This is a genomic window from Deltaproteobacteria bacterium (genome assembly GCA_019310525.1).
Taxonomy (GTDB): domain Bacteria; phylum Desulfobacterota; class DSM-4660; order Desulfatiglandales; family HGW-15; genus JAFDEE01.
Genome location: JAFDEE010000023.1, coordinates 14985 through 36123, shown reverse-complemented (window position 1 = coordinate 36123; position 21139 = coordinate 14985). Strand labels below are relative to the sequence as shown.

The following is a 21139-nucleotide window of genomic DNA, read 5'->3' as shown; positions in this document are numbered from 1 at the left end:
GCCTATTTTGGCTCTTTCGCTCTCCCTGCCTGCGGCAGGCAGGCTGCTCCAGAGCCAAAATAGGCCGCTTCGGGAAAATCCCTTTACCCTTCCTTAGACAGGCGTTCACGCATAATTTAGGTTAAAATAATTTTCACTCGAACCCTTGAACCCTTGGCCCCTCAAGCTATCGGCTTCAGCCGATAGGAAATTATATCGATCCGTCGGTATCCTTATTTTACTATGCCCTAAAGAAGGTTCCTGCGCAGGACCTCTGCGGCCTCTTTGGCAAAGTAAGTGATAATGAGATCCGCCCCCGCCCTCTTGATAGAGAACAAGGATTCCATCATGACACCTTCTCCGTCGATCCACCCTTTTTCCGCCGCCGCCTTGATCATGGAGTATTCTCCGCTGACGTTGTAAGCGGCGAGAGGAAGCAGGCATTCTTCCCGTACGCTCCGGACGATATCAAGATAGGAAAGGGCGGGCTTGATCATTACGATATCAGCCCCCTCCTCGATGTCCAGGAAAATCTCCTTCAGGGCTTCCCTGCCGTTGGCCGGGTCCATCTGGTAGTCCCGGCGGTCGCCGAACTGCGGGGCCGAATCGGCGGCCTCCCTGAAGGGGCCATAGAATGCCGAGGCGTACTTTGCGGCATAGGACATGACGCCCGTATCCTGCAACCCGTTCTCGTCAAGGGCCGCGCGCACGGCGGCCACACGGCCGTCCATCATGTCGGACGGCGCGACGAAATCCGCCCCTGCCCTGGCGTGACTTACGGCCTGCCGCGCCAGAACTTCAAGGGTCGCGTCATTGTCCACCCGGCCCTCCTTGATGATCCCGCAGTGCCCATGATCCGTGTACTCGCAAAGGCACACGTCCGTAAAGACCACCATGTCCGGGACCTTCTCTTTGATTGCCCGCACGGCCCTCTGCACGACACCGTCTTCCTGGTAGGAACAGGTCCCTTCCGGGTCCTTTGTCTCCGGAAGGCCGAAGAGCAGCACGGCCGGAATCCCCAGGGACCGGATCTCCTCGACCTCCTCGATGATTCGATCCACGGAAAAGCGATACTGGCCGGGCATGGAAGGGATCGGGGCCTTGATGTTCTTTCCGTGTTGAACGAAAAGCGGGCAGATGAAATCCCTGACCGAGAGGGACGTCTCCCTGACCATGGCCCTCAGGGCCGGGCTCTTCCTCAATCGCCTCGGACGAATGTTCATAATTCCGCCTCCCCTTTTATTTCCTCATCCCTCAGGTAGCATGCGGGATCCGGTGCCCACACATCACCTGTCACGGCCTCCGCCCTCACCCTGAAATTTCCTCCGCAGATATCCAGCCACCGGCAGGATGCACACCGCCCCTTCACGTATTTCTTCTTTTCCTTCAGTTTTCTCATCAAGGGATCGGAAAGATCGGTCCAGATTTCGCTGAAGGGCCTCTCCAAGACATTCCCGAAACTGTAATGTCGCCAGAATTGATCCGCATGGACCGAACCGTCCCAGCTGATACACCCGATCCCCCGCCCCGAGTTGTTGCCCTCGTTCATCTTCAGCAATTCCAAAACCTTCTCCGCACGGGGGTTGTTTTCCCGGAGCATCCGAAGGTAAAGGTAGGGCCCGTCCGCATGATTGTCCACGGTCAGGACCTCCTTGGGAAGGCCCCTCTGGTGGAGATCCCGTGTCCTGTCCAGGATCAGATCCACTACGCGGCGGGTCTCCTCGTGGCTCAGGTCCTGTTCCACCAGGGCCGTCCCCCGGCCTGCATAGACCAGATGGTAAAAACAGACCCGCGGGATCCCCTGTTCTTCAAGGAGAGCGAAAATCCGCGGGACCTCGTCCTTATTCATACGGTTGATAGTAAAACGGAGTCCCACCTTGAGACCCGCTTCCTTGCAATGCCGGATTCCCTCCATGGCGGCCTTGAAAGCCCCCCGCCGTCCCCTGAAGCGATCGTTGATCTCTTCGAGTCCGTCGATGCTGACACCAACGTAAGAAAGCCCTATATCCTTCAACTCCTGTGCCTTCTCTCGGGTGATTAGGGTGCCGTTTGTGGAGATCACCGCCCTCATGCCCCGCTTGACGGCGTGGCGGGCCAATGGAACCAGGTCGGGGCGCATGAGTGGTTCTCCCCCTGAGAAAAGGATCACGGGCGCCCCGAAATCCGCAAGATCATCGAGAAGAGCAAGGGCCTGCTCGGTGGTAAGTTCCTTCTCCCTGGGTCGCTCCACAGCATGGGCATAACAGTGGATACACTTGAGGTTGCAGGAACGGGTACAATTCCACACCACCACGGGTTTCTTGTCTTCTGAGAATTGAAGCAAGTGAGAAGGGAGGTCCTGGGACCGCCTCCCATACCGCAGAGTGTCAGAGGGCTCCACGGTTCCACAGTAAAGCTTGGATATGCCGATCATGGTTTCTCTTCGGACCTCTTGAAAGGGTTTCAGACTGGAAGGGGACAGGAAAGGAAGGGCTTCTCAGTTGAAAACATAAACATAGACCGCTTCTTAATGCCCGTCTCGCGGGCCTTGGCCCGGCCGAAGCGCAGGCGGAACCCGATATTCCTTCCAAGCACAAGTGCTTGGGCCGGATCAATCCTCCCGATTTATAGATTCAATCGTCTCGTATTCCCTTCGATAATAAGTCTTTACTAGATCATTTATATACTTTTCCATGTTTGTAACGGCCTCGCCCGTTATCCTGAAGGTCTCTATTCCTGAACGGTCCTTGACGAGTTTCAGGCCGTACTCCAGTTTCTTAGCCAATTGAAAAGTCAGAGTCCCCGCCCGTGTGTTCGAATCGATGGCCTGCCGGATCAGTTCGTCGATGGCGGTATCATCGAATGAGACATTTACCTCGATCCTCTCGGGCAGGGAGGCCTCCTCTTCCTTTATCTCGGCATACATTTCCACGAAGTCCTGGTACGCGGTATTAACGTCACAGGTCTTTTTCAAATAGATTTCAGCGATCAGCTGGATCCTCCGGTCGTATATTTCAAGGCCGGATTTCCGGAAAAGATCCCCTGCCCGCTCCCCGATGAATGAAGCGATGTTTTCCAGTTCTTTTGCAGCCCCCCTCTCGAACCGGGCGATCCGTTCGGGGTCATCGGGGTTTTCAAGAAGGGTTTTCAGCTCTCCTTCCGGATCATCCACCATTTCGGGTGTCACCAAGAGCTGCTTGATAGGGGTGGATGGAAGGGTCTTTTCAAAGGGAATGAGGACCTTCTCGATTGCGCTCACAAGTCCCCGTGCGCCGGTCTTCTCTTTGACGGCAAGTTCGGCGATCTTTTCCAGGGCCTCTTCCTCGAACTTGATATCGATACCGTAGGCCTTGAAATCCTGCCTCTTGCTCAATACGATGGGGTTGTTGGGATTCTTGAGGATCTCCACCATGTCTTCACGGGTCAGCTCATCAAACACCACGACCACCGGGAGCCGCCCCACGAATTCCGACTCAAAGCCGAATTCGATAAGATCCTGGGCCGTCACCTCCTTCAGGATTTCCCAGGACACCTCGGGTGAGCGCACGTCGGCCTCGAATCCGATTCCCTGTTTCTGAAGTCTTTTCTTGATGATCTCCCCCAGTTCCCCAAAGGCCCCGCTCATAATGAAAAGGATATTCTTGGTGTTGACCACCCTTTTTTCTTTCTTGCCCGTGCGCCTGTAATGCTCAATGGCCTGGATCTGGGACACGGCATCATGGGGGACCTTCAGGTCCACATCGGTTTCCTCCATGGGTTTGAGCAAGGCCCTTTGAACACCGGTCCGGGACACATCGTGCCCGATAATATTACGGGAAGAAGCGATCTTGTCGATCTCGTCGATGTAAATGATCCCGTTTTCCGCAAGCTCTATGTCATCGTTGGCCTCGTAAACCAGGTCCCTCACAAGATCCTCAACATCCCCCCCCACGTAACCGGTCTCGCTGAACTTGGTGGCATCCCCTTTTACGAAGGGCACACCGAGCTTCTGGGCTATCAGCTTGATCATGTAAGTCTTCCCTACGCCGGTGGGTCCGATCATAAGGACGTTGTTCTTGATCATGCCCACGCCCACAGTGCTTTTCCTGCCGGCATGCTCCTTCAGGTATTTGATCCGGTTGAAATGGGTGCAGACCTTGGTGGCGAGGATCGCCTTGGCCCGGTCCTGCTTCACGACGAAGCTGTCCAGATGCTTCTCCAGTTCCTCGGGGAGCATATTAAAGCGGATACCCTTTCCTTTATCCTCTCCACCCCGGCCTTCATCAACGGCCTGTTCCTGGGATTTTGGGAGAAGGAAAGGCGAAATAATCTTGATGCGGTTCCCATATTTCTTGGAAAGGTACTCGCTCAGTTCCTTCTCAAGCTCCTTCTGATTCGGAAGCTTTTCGCTACCTTCCTTGTCTCCCCTGTAATCATTTTCCATCGGTTACCCCTCTTCGATTCCCGGCCAGCCGCAACCCAGGTCCACCCGGGATCTTCTCTTCGGTACTTCATGCTTTGGAACCAATATATTCACTGGGATCGCGGATTTCAAGCCGATTTGGGTGTAGCTTCACTGTTGACTCCGGTGTCCAATTGCATTAGAGTGGGCGCAGATTTTGATAACTCATTGAAAAATCAGGGAGTAATCAGTGACTTCCAGGCTCGAGATAAGACTTAAGGACAACTTAATGGATGCCGAGGGGAGGACGGTCCTTCGGAAGGCTGGAGATTATTTCGGCTTCGCTCTCGAGGACGTTCGGGTCATCCGGGTTCTGACTATAGATGCCGACCTTTCAACGGATCAGTTGGAGACCCTCAGGACTTCCCTCTTCACCGATCCTGTGACAGAGGAATCCTCCTTTGCCCCTTTGGCCAAGGACTTCGACTGGGCCATCTGGGTCGGATTCCGGCCCGGCGTGCGGGATACGGCGGGGAGCACGGCCAGGGAGGCCATGGAGGACCTCTTGAATATCCGCTTCAATGACCATGAAGCGGTCTATACCTCCAAGCTTTATGAAATCAGAGGGAACCTCACGGTCGACGAGGTCGAAACCATTGCGCGGGAAATCCTGGCCAACGACATCATTCAACAGTGGCGGATCTATTCCCGGGGGGATTGGAATCCGGAGAAGGGGATCGGGTTTATCCTGCCCAAGGTAATCCTCAATCATGAACCCCGGGTCTCTACTATAGCCATAGGAAGCGATGAAGAACTGAAGCGGATTTCGAGGGAACGAAACCTTGCCTTGCAGGAAAGCGACATTCCCATCATTCGAAGGTATTTCCTGCGGGAAGACATCCTGGCCGACCGAAGGGCCTTCGGTCTGGATCTACCGACAGACGTCGAATTGGAATACATCTCCCAGGCCCGCTCCGATCATTGCAACCACAATACCTTCAAGGGGCTCTTCAAATACCGGGACCTCGCGACCGGCGAAGAGCAGGTCGTCGACAACCTCTTCAAGACCTGCATAGAAGCCCCGACCCTTGCAGTTAAGGAAAAAAAGGACTGGGTGGTCTCCGTACTCTGGGACAATGCGGGAGTGGCCCGATTCGATGAGGAGCACCTCTATACCATCACGGGGGAAACCCACAACAGCCCTTCCAATATGGAGGCATACGGGGGGGCTATCACGGGTATCGTCGGGATCTATCGCGATCCCCTGGGCACCGGGAAAGGATCCCGGCTTTTCCTCGGGATGTACGGGTACTGCGTAGGTCCCCGTGACTACGATGGGGAACTAAGGCCCCACCTTCACCCCCGGCGCCTCCTGGACGGCGTCATCGAGGGGGTCAGAGACGGAGGGAACAAGAGCGGGGTCCCAACGCCATACGGAATACTTCTCTTCGATGAAAGCTATCTCGGGAAATGCCTGGTTTTCGTAACGGCCATGGGGATTATGCCCGCCCTCGTCAAGGGCGAGCCCGCCCACCGGAAGAAGACCCACCCGGGAGACTTGATTATCATGTGCGGCGGCCGGGTGGGCAAAGACGGCATCCACGGTGTTACGGCCGCCTCGGAAACTTTCGGAGCCCATACCCCCGCCGGCCACGTCCAGATCGGGGATCCCTACACCCAGAAAAAAATGCACGACTTCCTCCTTGAAGCCCGAGACGAGGGACTCATCGCCTTCATCACCGATAACGGCGGGGGCGGCCTGTCTTCTTCCATTGGAGAATCGGCGCGATTCAGCAATGGATGCCGCGTGGACCTCGACAAGGTGCCCCTGAAATACGACGGGCTGGACCAGTGGGAGATATGGGTCTCCGAGTCCCAGGAAAGAATGACCGTGGCCGTCAAGCCCGAGCACCTGGATCGCTTCATGGAACTCTCAGCCAAACACGCCGTGGAGAGCACCGTCATCGGCGAATACAACGATTCGGGATACCTCCGGCTGGATTACAATGGTAAGACTTGTGCCTATATCCGGATGGACTTCCTGGAATCGGATTTTCCACAATGGACCTTCGAGGCGGAATGGATCCCACCCGAAATGAGAGGCCTCAGGGAGCCCGTGCTGAGCGAACCCCGGCACCACGGCCCCCTTCTAAGAGCGATGCTGGCCCGGCCCAATATCTGTTCCCGGAACTGGATCGCCCGTCAATACGACCATGAAGTCCAGGGGGGAAGCATTCTCAAACCCCTTGTGGGCAGGTCCCGGGATGTACCGAACGATGCCGTGGTCATGCGACCCCTTTTACACAGCCAAAGGGGAGTCGCCGTCACCCAGGTCCTTAATCCCTTTTACGGCGAGATCGACACCTACCACATGACCGCCGTCACCATCGATGAGGCGGTCAGAAGGGTCCTGGCCGTGGGCGGAGATCCGGATCACATCGGCGGGGTGGACAACTTCTGCTGGCCCACGATTCTCTACCATCCGGAACAGAACCCGGATGGAAAGTATAAGGCGGCCCAGCTTGTTCGAGCAAACTGGGCCCTGAGAGACACCTGCCTCGCCTTTGAAATCCCTCTCTTATCCGGAAAGGACAGCATGTATATCGACGGCCATCTCGAGGGGCCCTTTGGAGAACGAAGGAAGGTGTCCGGGAAACCCGCCCTCCTTTTCACCGCCTCAAGCCTGGTGGATGACATCGAGTGTTGTATCACCATGGAGGCCAAATTCCCCGGTGACCTGGTGTATGTCCTGGGGGAGACCGGAAACGAACTCGGAGGGAGCGAGTACTACCGGATGATGGGAGAAATCGGCCTCCATTGCCCCCGTGTCGATGTCGAGAAGGTGGTCCCTCTTTACCGGGCCCTGTACAAGGCCATCAGATCAGGTCTCCTGGCCTCGGCCCATGCCGTTGCCCGTGGAGGTCTCGCGGTCCACCTGGCCCTCATGGCCATGGGGGGAGAGTTGGGGCTGGATATCGACCTGGGGAAAATCCCCTCGCCCCAGGCCCTTGCTCCTTCGCAATTGCTCTACTCGGAATCCGCCGGCCGGTTCCTGGTGACCCTGAATCCCGCCCACCGGGAGGCCTTCGAGGAACTCTTCAGGGGTCTCCCTGCAGCCTGCATAGGGAACGTCACTGAAACGCCCCAGCTGAAAGTTCGGGACCCGGATGGCCGGATTATCCTGGAGGAAAACATCTCCGCCTTGAAACAAAGCTGGAAGGCTCCCTTTGGAGGACTGATATGACGACGGTTAGAGCCCTTGTTCCCACGGGTTACGGCCTGAACTGCGACTACGAAACGGATCATGCCCTGAAACTGGCCGGGGCCGAATCCCGACGGATCCATATCAACGACCTCATCGACGGATCACGAGGCGGGGCTCCCATGGATCTCGATGATTTTCACATCCTTGCCCTAGGAGGCGGTTTCAGCTGGGGGGACGACCACGGGGCCGGCGTGATCCTTGCTTCCAAGCTGCGCACCCACCTGGGCGAGAAACTTGAGCGCTTTGTCCGCAAGGGAAAGCTCATCATCGGTATCTGCAACGGCTTCCAGGCCCTTGTCAAATCCGGGCTCCTACCTGCTTTCAATGGAAACTTCTGGGAGAGGCGTGCAGCCATCACCTATAACGATTCCGGCAACTTCATCGACACCTGGGTACGCCTGAAGGTCCATCCTGAATCTCCTTGTGTCTTCACGAGGGGGATCACGCACATAGAGCTTCCTGTCCGGCACGGGGAGGGGAAGTTCTTCGCCGAGCCCCGGGACATCCAGAGGCTTTTCGACAACAAGCAGGTGGCCATCCAATATGCGGATGAAAGGGGAGATCCGGCCGGGGGGCGCTGGCCTTACAATCCAAACGGTTCCCTCATGGACATCGCGGGCATCTGCGATCCGACGGGACGCATCTTCGGTCTCATGCCCCACCCGGAGGCCTTCAACCATTGGGCCAATCATCCCGACTGGCCCCGGAAAAAGGAAGAACTCAGAAGGCTCGGGAAAGAACCTGAATCCCGCGAGGGCGACGGCGTCCGGATCTTTCGAAACGCGGTGGCATATATCAAGGAGGCCATTGAAAGCGGACGACTTGCAGACTGATCTGAGAAATTTCTTCATCCAGGGCCGTATTCAGTGGGATTTGAACCCTGATGAGGCGATTGCTGAACTTGCCGAATCAAGGTTGAGAGAATGGAGAAAAAGGGGTTGACAAAAAATTTTCCAAAGGCCATGATACTCGAAAATCTTTAGGAGTTCTCCATTGGCACGCGCTTTTAACAGTTTTTTTAGCTTTTACTTTAGCAGGAGGTACTGCATGGCCTAGCGTGTGCCCATACCTACATTCATTCATAAAAAAAGCGGAGCACACGCTCCGCTTTTTTTATTCCCAAAAAACCCTGAAGGAGATAACGCCGTGATGATCGTGCAAAAACAGCAAAGCGAGGCACCCGGTACACGGAATGAAAGAAAACCATTGGGCCTGATAGAACGCCTGCGCCTGATATCCTTGATCGACGAGGGAGTACAATCAGGGGCCCGGGACTGCCCGGCAGTCTCTGATTTGTTCAGCAACCTCTGGGAAATCATCAATCGCACGATCGCAGGCAGTCGAATCGATCGCCTGGCCCCCGAGGAGACAACGAACGGATTTCACATCCTGGAACTCCGGACTGAATCCGGGGAATCCCTCGGGTATCTGAACATGATCTACCTGAAGAAACCGCTCCCCTGCTATTACCTGGTCTACGTGGAAATCGACCCCCTTTTCAGGAAACAGGGACTCGGGCACCGGATTCTTGACACCTTCAGGGAGTTTCTCGACGAGAAGTCCACGGTGGGACTACTGGATAATATCATTCCCCCTGAGGATCCCACCTGGGGAATCTACCTGAAGCATGCCTGGGAACCGATCGAATCCGTCATCGGGGATGCCTCTGCGGGAGATGGAGAACATTACATGGTCTACATCCCACGGCCGTTGCTGAAAAAGGATCTTCGACATCCCTTATACAGGCTTCTCCACCACATCAGACGTAAACGGGCATTCATTGATATGCGGGACAACGAAATGATGGTGAGCAGGGCCATTGAGGAGTTCAAGGAGATCCGTCGGGCCCTTGAGACCTACTTCGAGCGGGAACTCGAAGAAGGTCGTTTCACACCCCTAATGCGATTCATGTTCACCCGATTCGTCACCAAGCTGATCGCTTTCAGGAGGAGGATGGGGGACCTCATCGGATACACCGGCGGTGAATCCCTGGACCGGGTCGTCCCCTCTCCCGCGGTTTCCTCCCTCCCTTTACTCTCTTACGCACCTGAAGGTCTTTCAGGAAATTCCGTGGCGGTCGAGGAGTATGAGCCCATTCCCGGATGCCTTCCCGGCCCCCTCATGGATCAGCCTGCCCGTTTTATCGAAGCCCTCCCCGAATATCAGCGCCCTACCCTCAAGGCCTGGCTTAGAGTGCGGGACCTGCGGATGCCCCTTACATTCACCCTGGACCACCTGCTTGACCTGGGATTCGACCCCACGCGGCTGAAGGAATGGGATCATGAAGGAGGACCTTACATCTTTGAACGCCTCCAGGCACGCCAAATCCCCAAGATCCGGCAAAAGAGGACCTGGATGGAAAGGCTCACCCCAGGATTACCGGCCATAAAGGCCCTGGGGGCCGTCCTGAGATGCAATCCACCGCTGGTGGTCCTTGCAGACAGGGGAAACGCCTATGTTTTGAGGCGCAAGATTTCCGGCATCCACTGGGAGGAGGCCCTGGATCAACTCCGGGCCAACAGCACCCTGGCGCGATGGAATCGGGAACTTCACCTGGACCGCTTGATTCTCCGAACCCTTCAACGGGCGCGGGAGTTGTTGGTGGAGGAACTGGACAAAAGCCTCTTGGTGGACCCTGAATTCATAAGCTGGTTCGTGTCATGGGACCTTGAGAAGAACATACCCAGGATCGGCGTGGACGCCTCGGGCCCGTGTCTGGAATCCATATGGATCGCTTAAAAATTCCGAAGGGAGAGTTCTCCGTTCATAAACGGAGGGTGACATACCAAAAATACCGACAAAAGGAGGGGAAAAGAATAATGAACGAAGGACCGTTGAGCGGAGTCCGGGTTGTGGAAATCACCATGTTCCAGCAGGGACCCGTCGCAGGCATGCGATTGGGGGACCTCGGAGCGGACGTCATCAAAGTAGAGAGCAGGGCCGGTGATCCCGGTAGGGGTTTCATGAAGATCATCGGCGCCATGGCGGGTCTTAAGGGTCGCAACTACTACTTTGAACATTGCAATCGGAACAAGCGAAGTATCGTGCTTGATCTTAAGTCGGAAAAAGGAATGGAGATCTTTCTCAAATTGATCGACACGGCCGACGTCTTCCTGAACAACATGAGTATCGATGCCCCCGCCCGCCTGGGAATCGGACCTGAAGAGCTTCTGAAGAGGAATCCCAGGCTGATATATGCTCACGCCTCGGGATGGGGCCGCAAGGGGCCCGACGCCCATGACTTCTCCTTTGATTATACCGGCATTGCCCGTAGCGGGCTTATGCTCTCCTGCGGAGAAAAGGGCTCTCCGCCCACCCAGATCCTTCCCGGAATAGGCGACGAAGCAGGTGCCTTGATGTGTGCCTGGGGCGTAACAGCTGCCCTGTATGCCCGCGAGAAAACGGGCAGGGGACAAGTTGTGGACACTTCACTGATGGGCGGGGTGATCTCTTTTCTCGGCTTTATTATGGCCGCCCCGGCAATCCTCGGTCAACCCTTTCCCCGGGAGGTCCGGGCCCGGGCCGGAAATCCCCTTTACAATCACTACTGCTGCAAGGACGACAAGTGGACCGTCATCGCCCACTTGGATCCCGACCGTTACTGGCCTAAGGTGATCCGGGCCCTGGGCGTGGAGGAACTGGAGAAGGATCCTCGCTTCAACAGTATCGAAGCCAGGGGGGAACATGCCGCAGAACTGGTCGCTGTGTTCGACGAGCGTTTCCGGACCAAAACGAGAGAGGAATGGATGAAGATTCTGGAAAGGGAAGGATGCATCTTCACGCCCATCCAGGATCCCCTTGAAGTAACCCGTGATCCCCAGGCCTGGGCCAACAATTATTTCGTGAAGGTGGACCACCCCAAAGAAGGACCCACAAATATGGTGGGATGGCCGTGGGATTTCAGCGATACGCCGGCCCGCTTCCGCAGACCTGCGCCCGCCCTGGGCGAACATACGGGTGAAATCCTGGAAGAACTGGGATACTCGAAAGAAGAGATATCGGAATATCTGGAAAGCGTCCTGGGATAACAGAGATTCACCGGGGAAAAGACTTCGAACTCTTTGGAACCTGTAACCGGCGTGGAGGTGTCGGAGGCTCAAGGCCTCTGCACCTCTATTCCTGTATTTCTTTTCCCTCCATCAGTTGATACACCAGCCGCGTGGTCATGGCCACTGAATGGCAGGATTGTTCGATGAGATGTTTAAGGGTCCCGGGAATATCGTCGTATTCCCTCTTCAGGGAAAAGATATCCACCTGCCTGGTCTCCAGATCCCCGGACCCAAGCACTGATGCATACAGGGGTTCATGGCCGAGGTCAAGGAAGGGCAGGAACCCGAAAACATCATCTCGATCCAGGGTGAGAAGGGGAACGGCCCCTCCCGGACCTTCCCCCAGGAGCAGGGCCTTTCCCCTCGAAATGAAAAAGGCCTCCTCCAGCCGGGTCCCTTTTTGGACGACCATTCGGGCCTGTGGCAGCGTTTCATCCTTCCCCCTCTTCGAATGAAGCGCCACCGCACGGTCTGTGATCCTCTGAAGGCGTCGCGCCGCACTGATCAGGAGGGTCCGGAGATCCGGGGATAGCCTCGAATACTCCTCGTGAAGCCGCTGACTGTCCAGGAGTCCGAGGCGCACATCTCCCTGGGCAATGACAGTGGCACTTCGGGGTATGTCACTGAAAAGGAAAGAGCCGATGGTGCCGATAAAACTTCCCTGACCGAGCCTTGCAACAGTCAAGGTTCCCAGGCCCGTCTCCCTGCTCACTTTAACAGAACCCTCCAGGATCACCCAGATCCACTTCCCGTGTGCTCCCTCCCTGACCACGGTTTCTCCATCCGGGATGACCTCTTCGTCGATCACATACATGTAATCTACAACTCGGCCTTTCAGGATCGGCGACCCTCCTCCCGCCGGCCTTCCCTCGCCACCGCCGACCCGGGGGATTTGACCGTCGTCCAACATTCTCAAGGCATCCAGTATTATCTGCATGGAGCTTTCTTCCACCACCCTGCCGGCATGAACCGGTTCAAGGCGGAACTCGAAGCTGCCTTCCCTCCAACCGAAAAGGGCATAGATGGCCTCCTTGCCGTAAAGGGACCCGACCGCGGCATTGATGGGTTTGCCTTCGGAAAAATAGATCACACCCGGTCCCTCTGTATGGGGACTCTTCAGGTACAATACCCCCGTGCTGTTGTTACCTCCCAGGATCTGGAAGATATCGGCGAGGGTGATAAAACCTATATCACCGGCAAAGGCCGGTCTTTCTGTCATATCCATCCCCCGATTCTTCCGTCCGGTCCTTTTTTGATACACCTGAGGCGATCCTTATCAAGAGTCATCCCATCTCCCTCGGTGTCCATCCATAAATAAGGCCAAGTGTTCTAAGTGTTCTCTACCTTCATTTATCGGCCAAAGAGGGCGCTTCTTGAAATTTCCTCTTTCACTGAATTTCCCCTCCTGCCCCGAATATACATGTGGAGAACAGGCCTTTCAATGTTTCTCTCCGGAGGATAAAAACACTCGTTGTGAAGTCCATGCCCGAGGACAGGAAAGGCGGGTTTTCGGTCTCTGTGGCATTTTTGTTGCAAACAAAAAAGATATGTGTTTTTCTAACCGAAAATTTAAATGAGGTTCCCCATGGTTTCAGAAAACAGGCGCAAGGACTTCAGGGTGAATATCACCCTTCACGCCAGGTGGAAAAGATTGACGGAACAGGAACTGGAGATCCTCAAAAGCGGAAAGGGCCAGAGCCTTCTCACACAAACCGAAATCACCAGCCCCATCGAGGATATTCTCCAACAGACCCAGCCTGGATCCAGAGAGGAAAACCTGTACAGATCCCTTCAAATGATCAACAACAAGCTGGATTTCATAATCGAGCAGATGCTCACCTCACCATCGGAATCCCTTTTTCGCCGGGACAAAGTCATCGAACTGAGCGGATCAGGCCTCAAGCTCGTCCTGAAAGAAGAATTGAGCCCTGGAACCTTCATCAGGGTACACCTGCTCATCCCCGGCATATTCCAGTACCTTGTTGAGCTCATCGCGGAAATCCTTCGAATAGAAAAATGTCCGGATGGACTGATAGCAGCCGCTCGGATCGTCGAAATCGACGAAACGGGAAGGGACGCGATCATCAATGTCGTTTTCAAGAAACACAGGCGGGAAATCCGCATGCAAAAAACGAAAAAGGAGGAAATTATTGGTCATTGAAATCCCACTGGAAACCTTGGTTTATCTGTATCGGTTGGCCGCACTGGGAAAATTGATGAACGGGTTGATCCACAATCTGAACGGCCCCTTGCAGAATATCGGTATCGACATGGAAATGATGACCTATAAGCTCCGGCAGAAGAGGGCCCCTGAGGACAGCCTGACCGAGGACTTCTCCACCCGACTCAAACGAATGGAGGGAGAATTCGATGCTGTCAACCACCTCGTACGAACCGCTTCCGCCAAGGGTGGAAGAGACGAGGTATTACATGAATCGCGCAGTCTCCGGGGCTTCTTCGAGGAAACCCTCTCCTTTCTCAGGGCCAACCTCTACTTCAAGCATAATGTTCGAAAAGAAATCCGACTGAAAAACAACGCCTCCACCGATGGACTCTCGCCAGAGGTGCTGCTGGCCCTGGAATGGCTCCTTCAGGGACTGGCAGAAGAACTGGAAAGAGGGAAGGGATCCGGGCTGATCATCGAAGGGGAACAGCAGGACAAAGAAATTGTACTTGATTTTATTATTGAGGGCGTAAGCCCGTCCTCACGGTTGAAAGAGGCCCTGGAGATTGGAGGGGCACCTGGCGGTAATCTTCGAATCGAGGCTGAGGATCTTGGATTGAACCTGGCCTCACTCCTTCTGAAGCGTTTCGGGTGCACCTTGGAATGCCTGGAGAATGAGAGTGGCGGGAAGATCCGTGCAATCCTGCCTTTTCCGCAAAAAACCAGCCCTTAACGGTTTTGCCGGCTATTTTTTTCTCCGGGTTTTTCCCGTAGGTTCAGTGCCTGAACTTTCCCAAATTATTGATAATCGCCCCTCCTGAATTTGGCGATCTCCGTTCCCATGGTCAAGACCACCTCTGATACGATGCTCTGCAATGGTTTGGGAAGCCCGGGATCGTTTTCCAGACGCTTCAGGCCCTCGAGCCTCTCCTCCAGGTGATCAACCAGGGGGCCCATGCCCTCAACCGGAATGGAAACATCCGCAAGCTTGAGCGCGTAAAAATCGATAAGATCCAGGGTTCTCTTGAGTTCATCCACCAACACCTGACCCTCCGGTCGCACTGAGCCCATGTTCACCTTTTCGGCCCCCTGGAGAATTTGAACACCGTTGATAGCAGGATCCAGGTTTCCGGGAACGACCTGCCCGGCTTCCTTTTCCATCGGGCCCATCATCTCGTCCATAATCCTGCGGAAATCGCCTTCTTTTCCATGCTTCCGGGAGACGTTTCGACCATCCTGTTGAATCAAAAGGCCCTTGTTTTCCTGAATTTTCATGACTCTCTCCTTCCAGAGGGAAACATTTTCAGCACATACCCCGCTGATCTGTATTTCGTTTGTGCCAACCGTTACAGAGAAAAATCTCCGGTTTTAGCGCCCCCAGGACTGCCAGCACATTACTTGGGAGGGGGAATCCCCTATTTTTACCATCGGTATATTGCAAAATAGTTGCCACTTTTTCCAACTGCATCCGTCCCCATAAAATTTTTACGACCAACGATCCCAATGAAAACAAAAAACCATTAAAAATCAAATAGATGCGATGGAAAAACCGAAAACTTCCACCTTGATGTTCGAAGGTTGGATATAGTTACGGAGCATGCTCATGTTTCCATGCCTCCCGGAAAAATATTCAGGGTTTCAGGGAAAAAAGAGACTGAGGGGGGGCTTTCGGGATGTTTATGGTCAACCGGTGATGAGGAGATGGGTCCTGAGACCGGTGCGGCCTCAAGTGATCATGTCCAATGCGGTCTTTGTCACCTTGTGAAGATCCACCACCTTTTCCGCCGCGCCCAACTTGATGGCCTCCTTTGGCATCCCGAATACGACGCAGCTCTTCTCATCCTGGGCGATAGTCCTGGCCCCTGCCTCTTTCATCTTCAAGAGTCCCTCTGCACCGTCCGCCCCCATCCCCGTAAGGATGATCCCAACGGCGTTGGGGCCTGCATAGTCTGCGACCGACTTGAAAAGTACATCCGCCGATGGTCTCTGGTGGTGAACCATGGGACCGTTTTTGACCTGAACGTAATATCGAGCCCCGCTCCTGCGCAGAAGCATGTGGAAGTTACCGGGGGCGATGAGTGCCCTGCCGTTGATGACGGAGTCCCCGTCTTCGGCCTCCTTCACGTTGATAGCGCAAAGGCTGTCCAGTCGCTCGGCGAAGGAGGTGGTGAATTTCGCCGGCATATGCTGCACGATGACAATCCCTGGAGAATTGGGAGGCATGTCCAAGAGAACGGTCTTTATTGCCTCGGTCCCTCCGGTAGAGGCTCCGATGGCGATTATTTTATTGGTAGTGGCCGCCAGGGCGCGCACGGGCTCAGATCTTGGAACTTCATCCCGGGCCCGTTCAGCAGTATTCCGTGCCTCCACCTTCACGTGGGCCACTGCCCTGATCTTATCCGCGAGCTGAACACTCATATCTCCCACGGAATAGGCGGCCGAGGGCTTTGAGATCACCTCCAGGGCACCTAAGGAGAGAGCCTCCATGGCCAATTTTCCGCCCTTTCTGGTAAGTGAGCTGACAATGATCACCGGAAGGGGATAGTACCGCATCAACTTCTTCAGGAAAGTGAGGCCGTCCATCCGCGGCATCTCGATATCCAACGTCACCACGTCCGGCTTCAACCGTACGATTTTATCCCTCGCCACATAAGGATCCGGGGCCGTCCCGATGATTTCAATATCCTTCTCCCTTGACAATTCCTCAGAGAGAACTTTTCGCACGATGGCCGAATCATCCACGACCAGAACCTTGATATTTTTCTGTCCCATGGCTCCCTCAGGAGTTCATGATCATTTCGGCGGCGAGGGTATCGTCGAGCGTGGTGATACCGATAAAGACCTTGTTTTCCGATGCACCGTGGTGTTTTTCGGCTTCCCCGAAAGTAGTGTTTTCAGGGATTCCCAGGTCAAAGACTGCCTTGGCATCCCATTTCGCAAAGGTGCCGCCAACGATCATGTTGGCTATTTCCTTGACCGTATCGGTCACGTGGTTCTCTTTGACCGCATCCTCGTCTTCTCCCATGAAATTAGCGGCTAACGATCGACCCAATTCCTCGGGAATAAAAAAGTAAAAGGTCCCGGAAAACGGACCGTTGAAAGTCAACCGGGTCACCAGCACGTTTTCCGGCGTCCCGGTCCACCAGTCCTCGAACTGGGCGTCCTCGGAAAATTCAAGCGGCATGAAAAACATGGTCTCCAAGACCTCAGAAATCGAGGCCATCATCGCTGAAATCAGCGCCGGATTCTCCTTCATCGTCTTTTTCTCCCATGATACGGTTTAGTTTTTCCCTGATCTCCTCAGGGGTGAAGGGCTTCTTGATATAATCCGCCGCCCCGCTTTCGAGGAATTCCTTGACCCTTTGCTCGCTCCCTTCCGTTGTAACCATTACGACCGGTATTCCCTCAAGGGCATCGTCTTTTTTCATCTCCCGTATGAGTTCAAGGCCGTTCATATCCGGCATGTTGTAATCGGTCAGGACGAGATCGAGCCATTCCTTCCGGAGAATCTCCAACGCCTCTTTTCCGTTCGAGGCATCGAAGAGTTGCCCGACGTTGAACCCGGAAACCTTGATCGTCTTCTTGATGACGGATCTCATGGGAAGAGAATCGTCTACTACCAGGACATTATACGCCATAATCATCCTCTCGTATGCTTCTCCGGTGTACTCCACCGCGGGCCATACTGTTCAAGGGGCCGCTTGAAACCCTACACCGCATTGATGAGTTCCTCCACCTTCTGGATCTTTTCGCCGAACCCGGCGATGATCTCCTGAAAATCTCTTTCGGAGAAGCCCAGTTGTTCGGCCGCATCGCGGTCGAAACGGTAAGACAGGCCGTCGGACCCCACTCCGATTCCCATCATCATGCAAAGGGAATCAGCCAGATGAACAAGGCAAGTCTCGAAAGAAGATTCCTTTGCTTCTGAAGGGGAATGATGATACCTGATGATTTCAATCATCTTGGAGGAGAAGTTCCATTTTTCCGCGACCAGTCCCCCAAGCTCGGCATGATCAATGCCGATAACGGCCTTCTCCGCTTCCTTGAAACTGAAGCCGTGTTTGGAAACAAGAAACTTGATCTTTTCGTAAGAATCCGCCACGTACTGATTCAAAATGACCTTTCCGATATCCTTTACAAGGGCAGAGGTGAATATCAAGTGGACATTCTCGGCCTTTTTGATTTCAGCAAGATCTCTCGCTATCAAAGAAGAAGCCACGGAATACCGCCAGAGTTCCCCCTCCTCCAGGTCATATCCTTCGTGTTTTCCCTTCAGGTTTGAAGCTCCTCCGCTTATGAGAACAAGATCCACGATCTGGTCCATTCCAAGATAAACGATTGCCTGCTGAACGGATTCCACCTTGTTCGGCAGGCCGAAAAGGGCCGAGTTGCAAAGCTTCAGCACATTTGCGGTCAGGGCCTGGTCGTATATGATGATCTCGGAAAGGTCCGCCATGGAACTCTGAGGATCTTTTGCGATAGCCATGACTTTCTGGGCGACCTGCGGCATGGGCTTCAGCGCGTCAATCTTTTTAATGATTTCTCTGATATCCTTCATATCTCAAAAACCCCCTCGCCCGATACTTTCAGCCAGGCCTTCCCGTCTTTGACCGCCAATTTGAGGGTCCGGTTCACGTTTCCGCCCACATTCTCATAGTCGATCATCACGTTGTTCTTCCAGAACATCTTCCGAACGGCCATATAATTTCTCTTTCCGATATTGAAAAAGCCCTTCTGGTCAAGAACCTGGGCGCCGCCGACCACGATGACTTTCATCCTCTGCTTGGCCGCCCCCAGTTTATAAGCGGACTTGAACAGATTGGGGATGCCCGTATCCGCAAACATGTTAGGATTCTTGCGCGCCTTTTCGGGATCCAATTTCGAATCCGGGAGCATAAAGTGAAGTAACCCCCCTACCCGTGCTACGGGGTCGTAAATGGAAATCCCGATACAGGAACCAAGTGAGTAAGTGACCAGGATGGAATCGAGATCACTGCTCACCTTCATGTCAGAAACGCCGACGACTAAGTTCACCAGAATATCCCTTTCCTTCTCGGGGTTGAAGTTCAGTTCATTTGGGCAATCTCGAAAAGACCTGAAATGTCCAAGATGAGGCCGACCCTGCCATCACCCATGATGGCTCCCCCGGCGATTCCCTTGGTATGCTTAAGGCTTTCGCCAAGGCTCTTAATGACGACCTCTTCCTTTCCAAGCAATTCGTCAAGGAGGAGACATCTCTGCTCTCCATCGCTTTCCACAGCGACAACCAGCCCGTCCCACGGATGGACGGAATCTCCCTGTACCCCGAAAACCCGATCCAGCCTGATCAACGGGATGAGTCTTCCCCTGGAAAGGATAAGCTCACCCTTTCCTTCCACGGTCGAGTACTGATCTTTTTGAGGCCGGAAGGATTCCAGGATGGCGAGCGCCGGGATGATGTAACGCTCCTTTCCGACCCTCACCACCATCCCTTCAATAATTGCCAGGGTCAAGGGAAGGCTGATCACGAAGGTGGATCCCTCGCCGGGGATGGAATTGATTTCCACCCGGCCCCGGAGTTTTTCGATGGCCCGCTTGACCACATCCATACCAACGCCTCTCCCGGATATATCAGTCACCTTCTGGGCCGTTGAAAATCCGGGTCGAAAAATAAGATTATAGATTTCCGATTCCGTGAGCTGGTCCTCATCGGTTATCAGGTTGCTGGATCTGGCTTTTTCAAGGATCCGGGCTTTGTCAAGTCCGCGGCCGTTGTCCTTGATTTCGATGATGATATTTCCTCCCCTGTGATAGGCCTTGAGGAAAATAGTCCCCTTTCGATCCTTTCCGGCCTTTTCCCTCTCATCCGGCATTTCAATCCCGTGGTCCACGGCATTGCGGATCATGTGGACCATGGGTTCGTACAACTCATCCACCACGTTCCGATCGATCTCGGTTTCCTCACCGGACATCTCCAGGCCTACTTCTTTTCCTGAGTTCTTGGCAAGATCCCTGACCAGACGCACCATTTTTTGAAAAGTGCTTTTAATAGGAATCATCCGGAGGGACATGGCCGTCCTCTGGAGGCTCGATGTAATCTGGTTCAACTGGTTCAGGGTATGAAAAAGTTTTTGATCGTTGGCATTCCGGACCCATTCGTTCTGCCTGAGCATGGCCTGGCTGATGACCAGTTCTCCGGTCAGGTCCACGAGGTTGTCCAGCTTCTTGGTATCGACCTTTACCTGGAGATCTATGTGGCGGCGATTATATCTTTTCTGCTCCCGCAGGGCGGATATGACTTCTTTTGAACCCGTCTTTTTCTCTTCTACGAGGATTCCACCGATCTTCTTGTCGGGTTCCTCTTTTTGCTTTGACAGGCCTTCTTCGACATCTTCCTTTGCAACGGCCCCCTTGTTTACGAGGATCTCACCCAGGGGCTTGTCCCCCTCACCTGAGTGAGCATCGTTGATGCGTTTTACAAGGGGTCCGATGTCGATACCGGCATCCAGTGGGCCGCCGGTCTCCAGGGCATCCTGGACTCCTTCGATCATCTTTTTCAGCATGTCCACGGATTCCAGGATCAGGTCGATAACCATGCCTTCCACCCGGATTTCTCCGTTCCTGGCCTTGTCCAGGAGATTCTCCGCACTATGGGCGAGCTTGTTGATCTTGTCCAGGTTCAGAAAGCCTGAAACACCTTTAATGGTATGAAAGGGCCTGAATATGGCGTTGATGGTCTCCGCATCCGTGGGATCCTGCTCAAGGTCAATGAGGCTCACCTCGATCGTCCCAAGGTTTTCAAGGGATTCAACGACAAAATCCTGGAGGATCTGCCGGTCCTCTTCGCTCAGTTCCTGGGTCTCCTGGGAAGATTCCTCGAAGGATTCCGCCGCCGATTCTTCTTTTGCATCTGTAGATTCCGTCTGCGGCTCCTTTTCCTCTCCTTCGGCGATTTCCGGTGTCGCTTCCTCTTGCACCTCTTCTCCCTTATCGTTCGGTTTCGAATTGAAACCCAACTTTTTCAGTAAAGGATGAATATCTCCCCTGAAGGGTTCCTCGTTGACCATGGCCCGATGAATGGATTGAAGCTTTTCGATCCCCTCTTCAAACGGCCCCATGTCATCGAGTTCCGAAAGGATCAACTTCTCAAGATAACCCTTGAGGGCGGAAACCAGGTTATTGAAAGCGCCTTCCTTGATCTCCCCGGCCTTTTCCTCCAGGAAGCAGAGCCGGTTCATGACGTCTCCCATGGCCGGGATGTCTCCATTTTCCAGGGTGACCACCTCAAGGGCGATCTTCTCTATTTCGCTGCCTATTTTTCCGATCAATTCAGACATTGAATT

General features: G+C 54.3%; 17 protein-coding genes. 6 read left to right on the top strand and 11 right to left on the bottom strand.

Annotation, left to right across the window (positions count from 1 at the left end; genetic code table 11):
* Nucleotides 1–227: 227 nt before the first annotated feature.
* The 3 genes from hemB to JRF57_06025 form a co-directional block, all read right to left on the bottom strand.
* Nucleotides 228–1202 carry a porphobilinogen synthase gene (gene hemB, locus JRF57_06035; protein MBW2303258.1) on the bottom strand — a complete coding sequence of 325 codons (975 nt, stop codon included), beginning with the start codon at nt 1200–1202 and terminating at the stop codon, nt 228–230.
* Nucleotides 1199–2392, bottom strand: coding sequence for a 12,18-didecarboxysiroheme deacetylase (gene ahbC / locus JRF57_06030; protein ID MBW2303257.1), 1194 nt, complete (start codon nt 2390–2392; stop codon nt 1199–1201). The genes hemB and ahbC overlap by 4 nt, the downstream gene beginning before the upstream one ends.
* A gap of 177 nt (nt 2393–2569) precedes the next feature.
* A complete protein-coding gene (locus JRF57_06025) occupies nt 2570–4381 on the bottom strand; it encodes an AAA family ATPase (protein MBW2303256.1) in 1812 nt (603 codons plus the stop codon).
* 208 nt (nt 4382–4589) lie between these two features.
* Here JRF57_06025 and JRF57_06020 point away from each other — a divergent pair, with 208 nt between their 5' ends.
* From JRF57_06020 to JRF57_06005, 4 genes are all read left to right on the top strand, one after another.
* Nucleotides 4590–7583, top strand: a complete 2994-nt coding sequence (locus JRF57_06020) for a phosphoribosylformylglycinamidine synthase subunit PurS (GenBank protein MBW2303255.1) — start codon at nt 4590–4592, stop codon at nt 7581–7583.
* The gene (locus tag JRF57_06015) at nt 7580–8437 is read left to right on the top strand and encodes a phosphoribosylformylglycinamidine synthase subunit PurQ (protein MBW2303254.1); all 858 of its coding nucleotides are present in this window, start codon (nt 7580–7582) and stop codon (nt 8435–8437) included. The genes JRF57_06020 and JRF57_06015 overlap by 4 nt, the downstream gene beginning before the upstream one ends.
* Before the next feature lie 313 nt (nt 8438–8750).
* Complete coding sequence (locus JRF57_06010; GenBank protein MBW2303253.1) at nt 8751–10343, top strand: hypothetical protein; 1593 nt, start codon at nt 8751–8753, stop codon at nt 10341–10343.
* A gap of 80 nt (nt 10344–10423) precedes the next feature.
* Nucleotides 10424–11632 carry a CoA transferase gene (locus JRF57_06005; protein ID MBW2303252.1) on the top strand — a complete coding sequence of 403 codons (1209 nt, stop codon included), beginning with the start codon at nt 10424–10426 and terminating at the stop codon, nt 11630–11632.
* 85 nt (nt 11633–11717) lie between these two features.
* Here JRF57_06005 and JRF57_06000 read toward each other — a convergent pair whose 3' ends face one another.
* Nucleotides 11718–12872 carry a cyclic nucleotide-binding domain-containing protein gene (locus tag JRF57_06000; GenBank protein MBW2303251.1) on the bottom strand — a complete coding sequence of 385 codons (1155 nt, stop codon included), beginning with the start codon at nt 12870–12872 and terminating at the stop codon, nt 11718–11720.
* Between the two features lie 366 nt (nt 12873–13238).
* Between JRF57_06000 and JRF57_05995 the strand changes: the two genes are divergently transcribed.
* Both JRF57_05995 and JRF57_05990 read left to right on the top strand, forming a co-directional pair.
* Complete coding sequence (locus tag JRF57_05995; GenBank protein ID MBW2303250.1) at nt 13239–13814, top strand: PilZ domain-containing protein; 576 nt, start codon at nt 13239–13241, stop codon at nt 13812–13814.
* Nucleotides 13804–14550, top strand: a complete 747-nt coding sequence (locus JRF57_05990) for a hypothetical protein (GenBank protein MBW2303249.1) — start codon at nt 13804–13806, stop codon at nt 14548–14550. The genes JRF57_05995 and JRF57_05990 overlap by 11 nt, the downstream gene beginning before the upstream one ends.
* Nucleotides 14551–14615: 65 nt before the next feature.
* Here the strand turns inward: JRF57_05990 and JRF57_05985 are convergent, their stop codons facing one another.
* The 7 genes from JRF57_05985 to JRF57_05955 form a co-directional block, all read right to left on the bottom strand.
* Nucleotides 14616–15092: a hypothetical protein gene (locus JRF57_05985; GenBank protein ID MBW2303248.1), complete on the bottom strand. Its 477-nt coding sequence runs from the start codon at nt 15090–15092 to the stop codon at nt 14616–14618.
* 450 nt (nt 15093–15542) lie between these two features.
* Nucleotides 15543–16589 (bottom strand): chemotaxis response regulator protein-glutamate methylesterase, encoded by a 1047-nt coding sequence (locus tag JRF57_05980; GenBank protein MBW2303247.1) that lies wholly within the window; start codon nt 16587–16589, stop codon nt 15543–15545.
* Between the two features lie 7 nt (nt 16590–16596).
* Complete coding sequence (locus tag JRF57_05975) at nt 16597–17073, bottom strand: chemotaxis protein CheX (protein MBW2303246.1); 477 nt, start codon at nt 17071–17073, stop codon at nt 16597–16599.
* On the bottom strand, nt 17024–17455 hold the full coding sequence (locus tag JRF57_05970; protein ID MBW2303245.1) for a response regulator: 432 nt from the start codon (nt 17453–17455) through the stop codon (nt 17024–17026). Before JRF57_05970 ends, JRF57_05975 begins: the two co-directional genes overlap by 50 nt.
* A gap of 71 nt (nt 17456–17526) precedes the next feature.
* Nucleotides 17527–18375 (bottom strand): HDOD domain-containing protein, encoded by an 849-nt coding sequence (locus tag JRF57_05965; protein ID MBW2303244.1) that lies wholly within the window; start codon nt 18373–18375, stop codon nt 17527–17529.
* A complete protein-coding gene (locus JRF57_05960; GenBank protein MBW2303243.1) occupies nt 18372–18851 on the bottom strand; it encodes a chemotaxis protein CheD in 480 nt (159 codons plus the stop codon). Before JRF57_05960 ends, JRF57_05965 begins: the two co-directional genes overlap by 4 nt.
* 32 nt (nt 18852–18883) lie before the next feature.
* Nucleotides 18884–21133 (bottom strand): chemotaxis protein CheA, encoded by a 2250-nt coding sequence (locus JRF57_05955; GenBank protein MBW2303242.1) that lies wholly within the window; start codon nt 21131–21133, stop codon nt 18884–18886.
* Nucleotides 21134–21139: the final 6 nt, after the last annotated feature.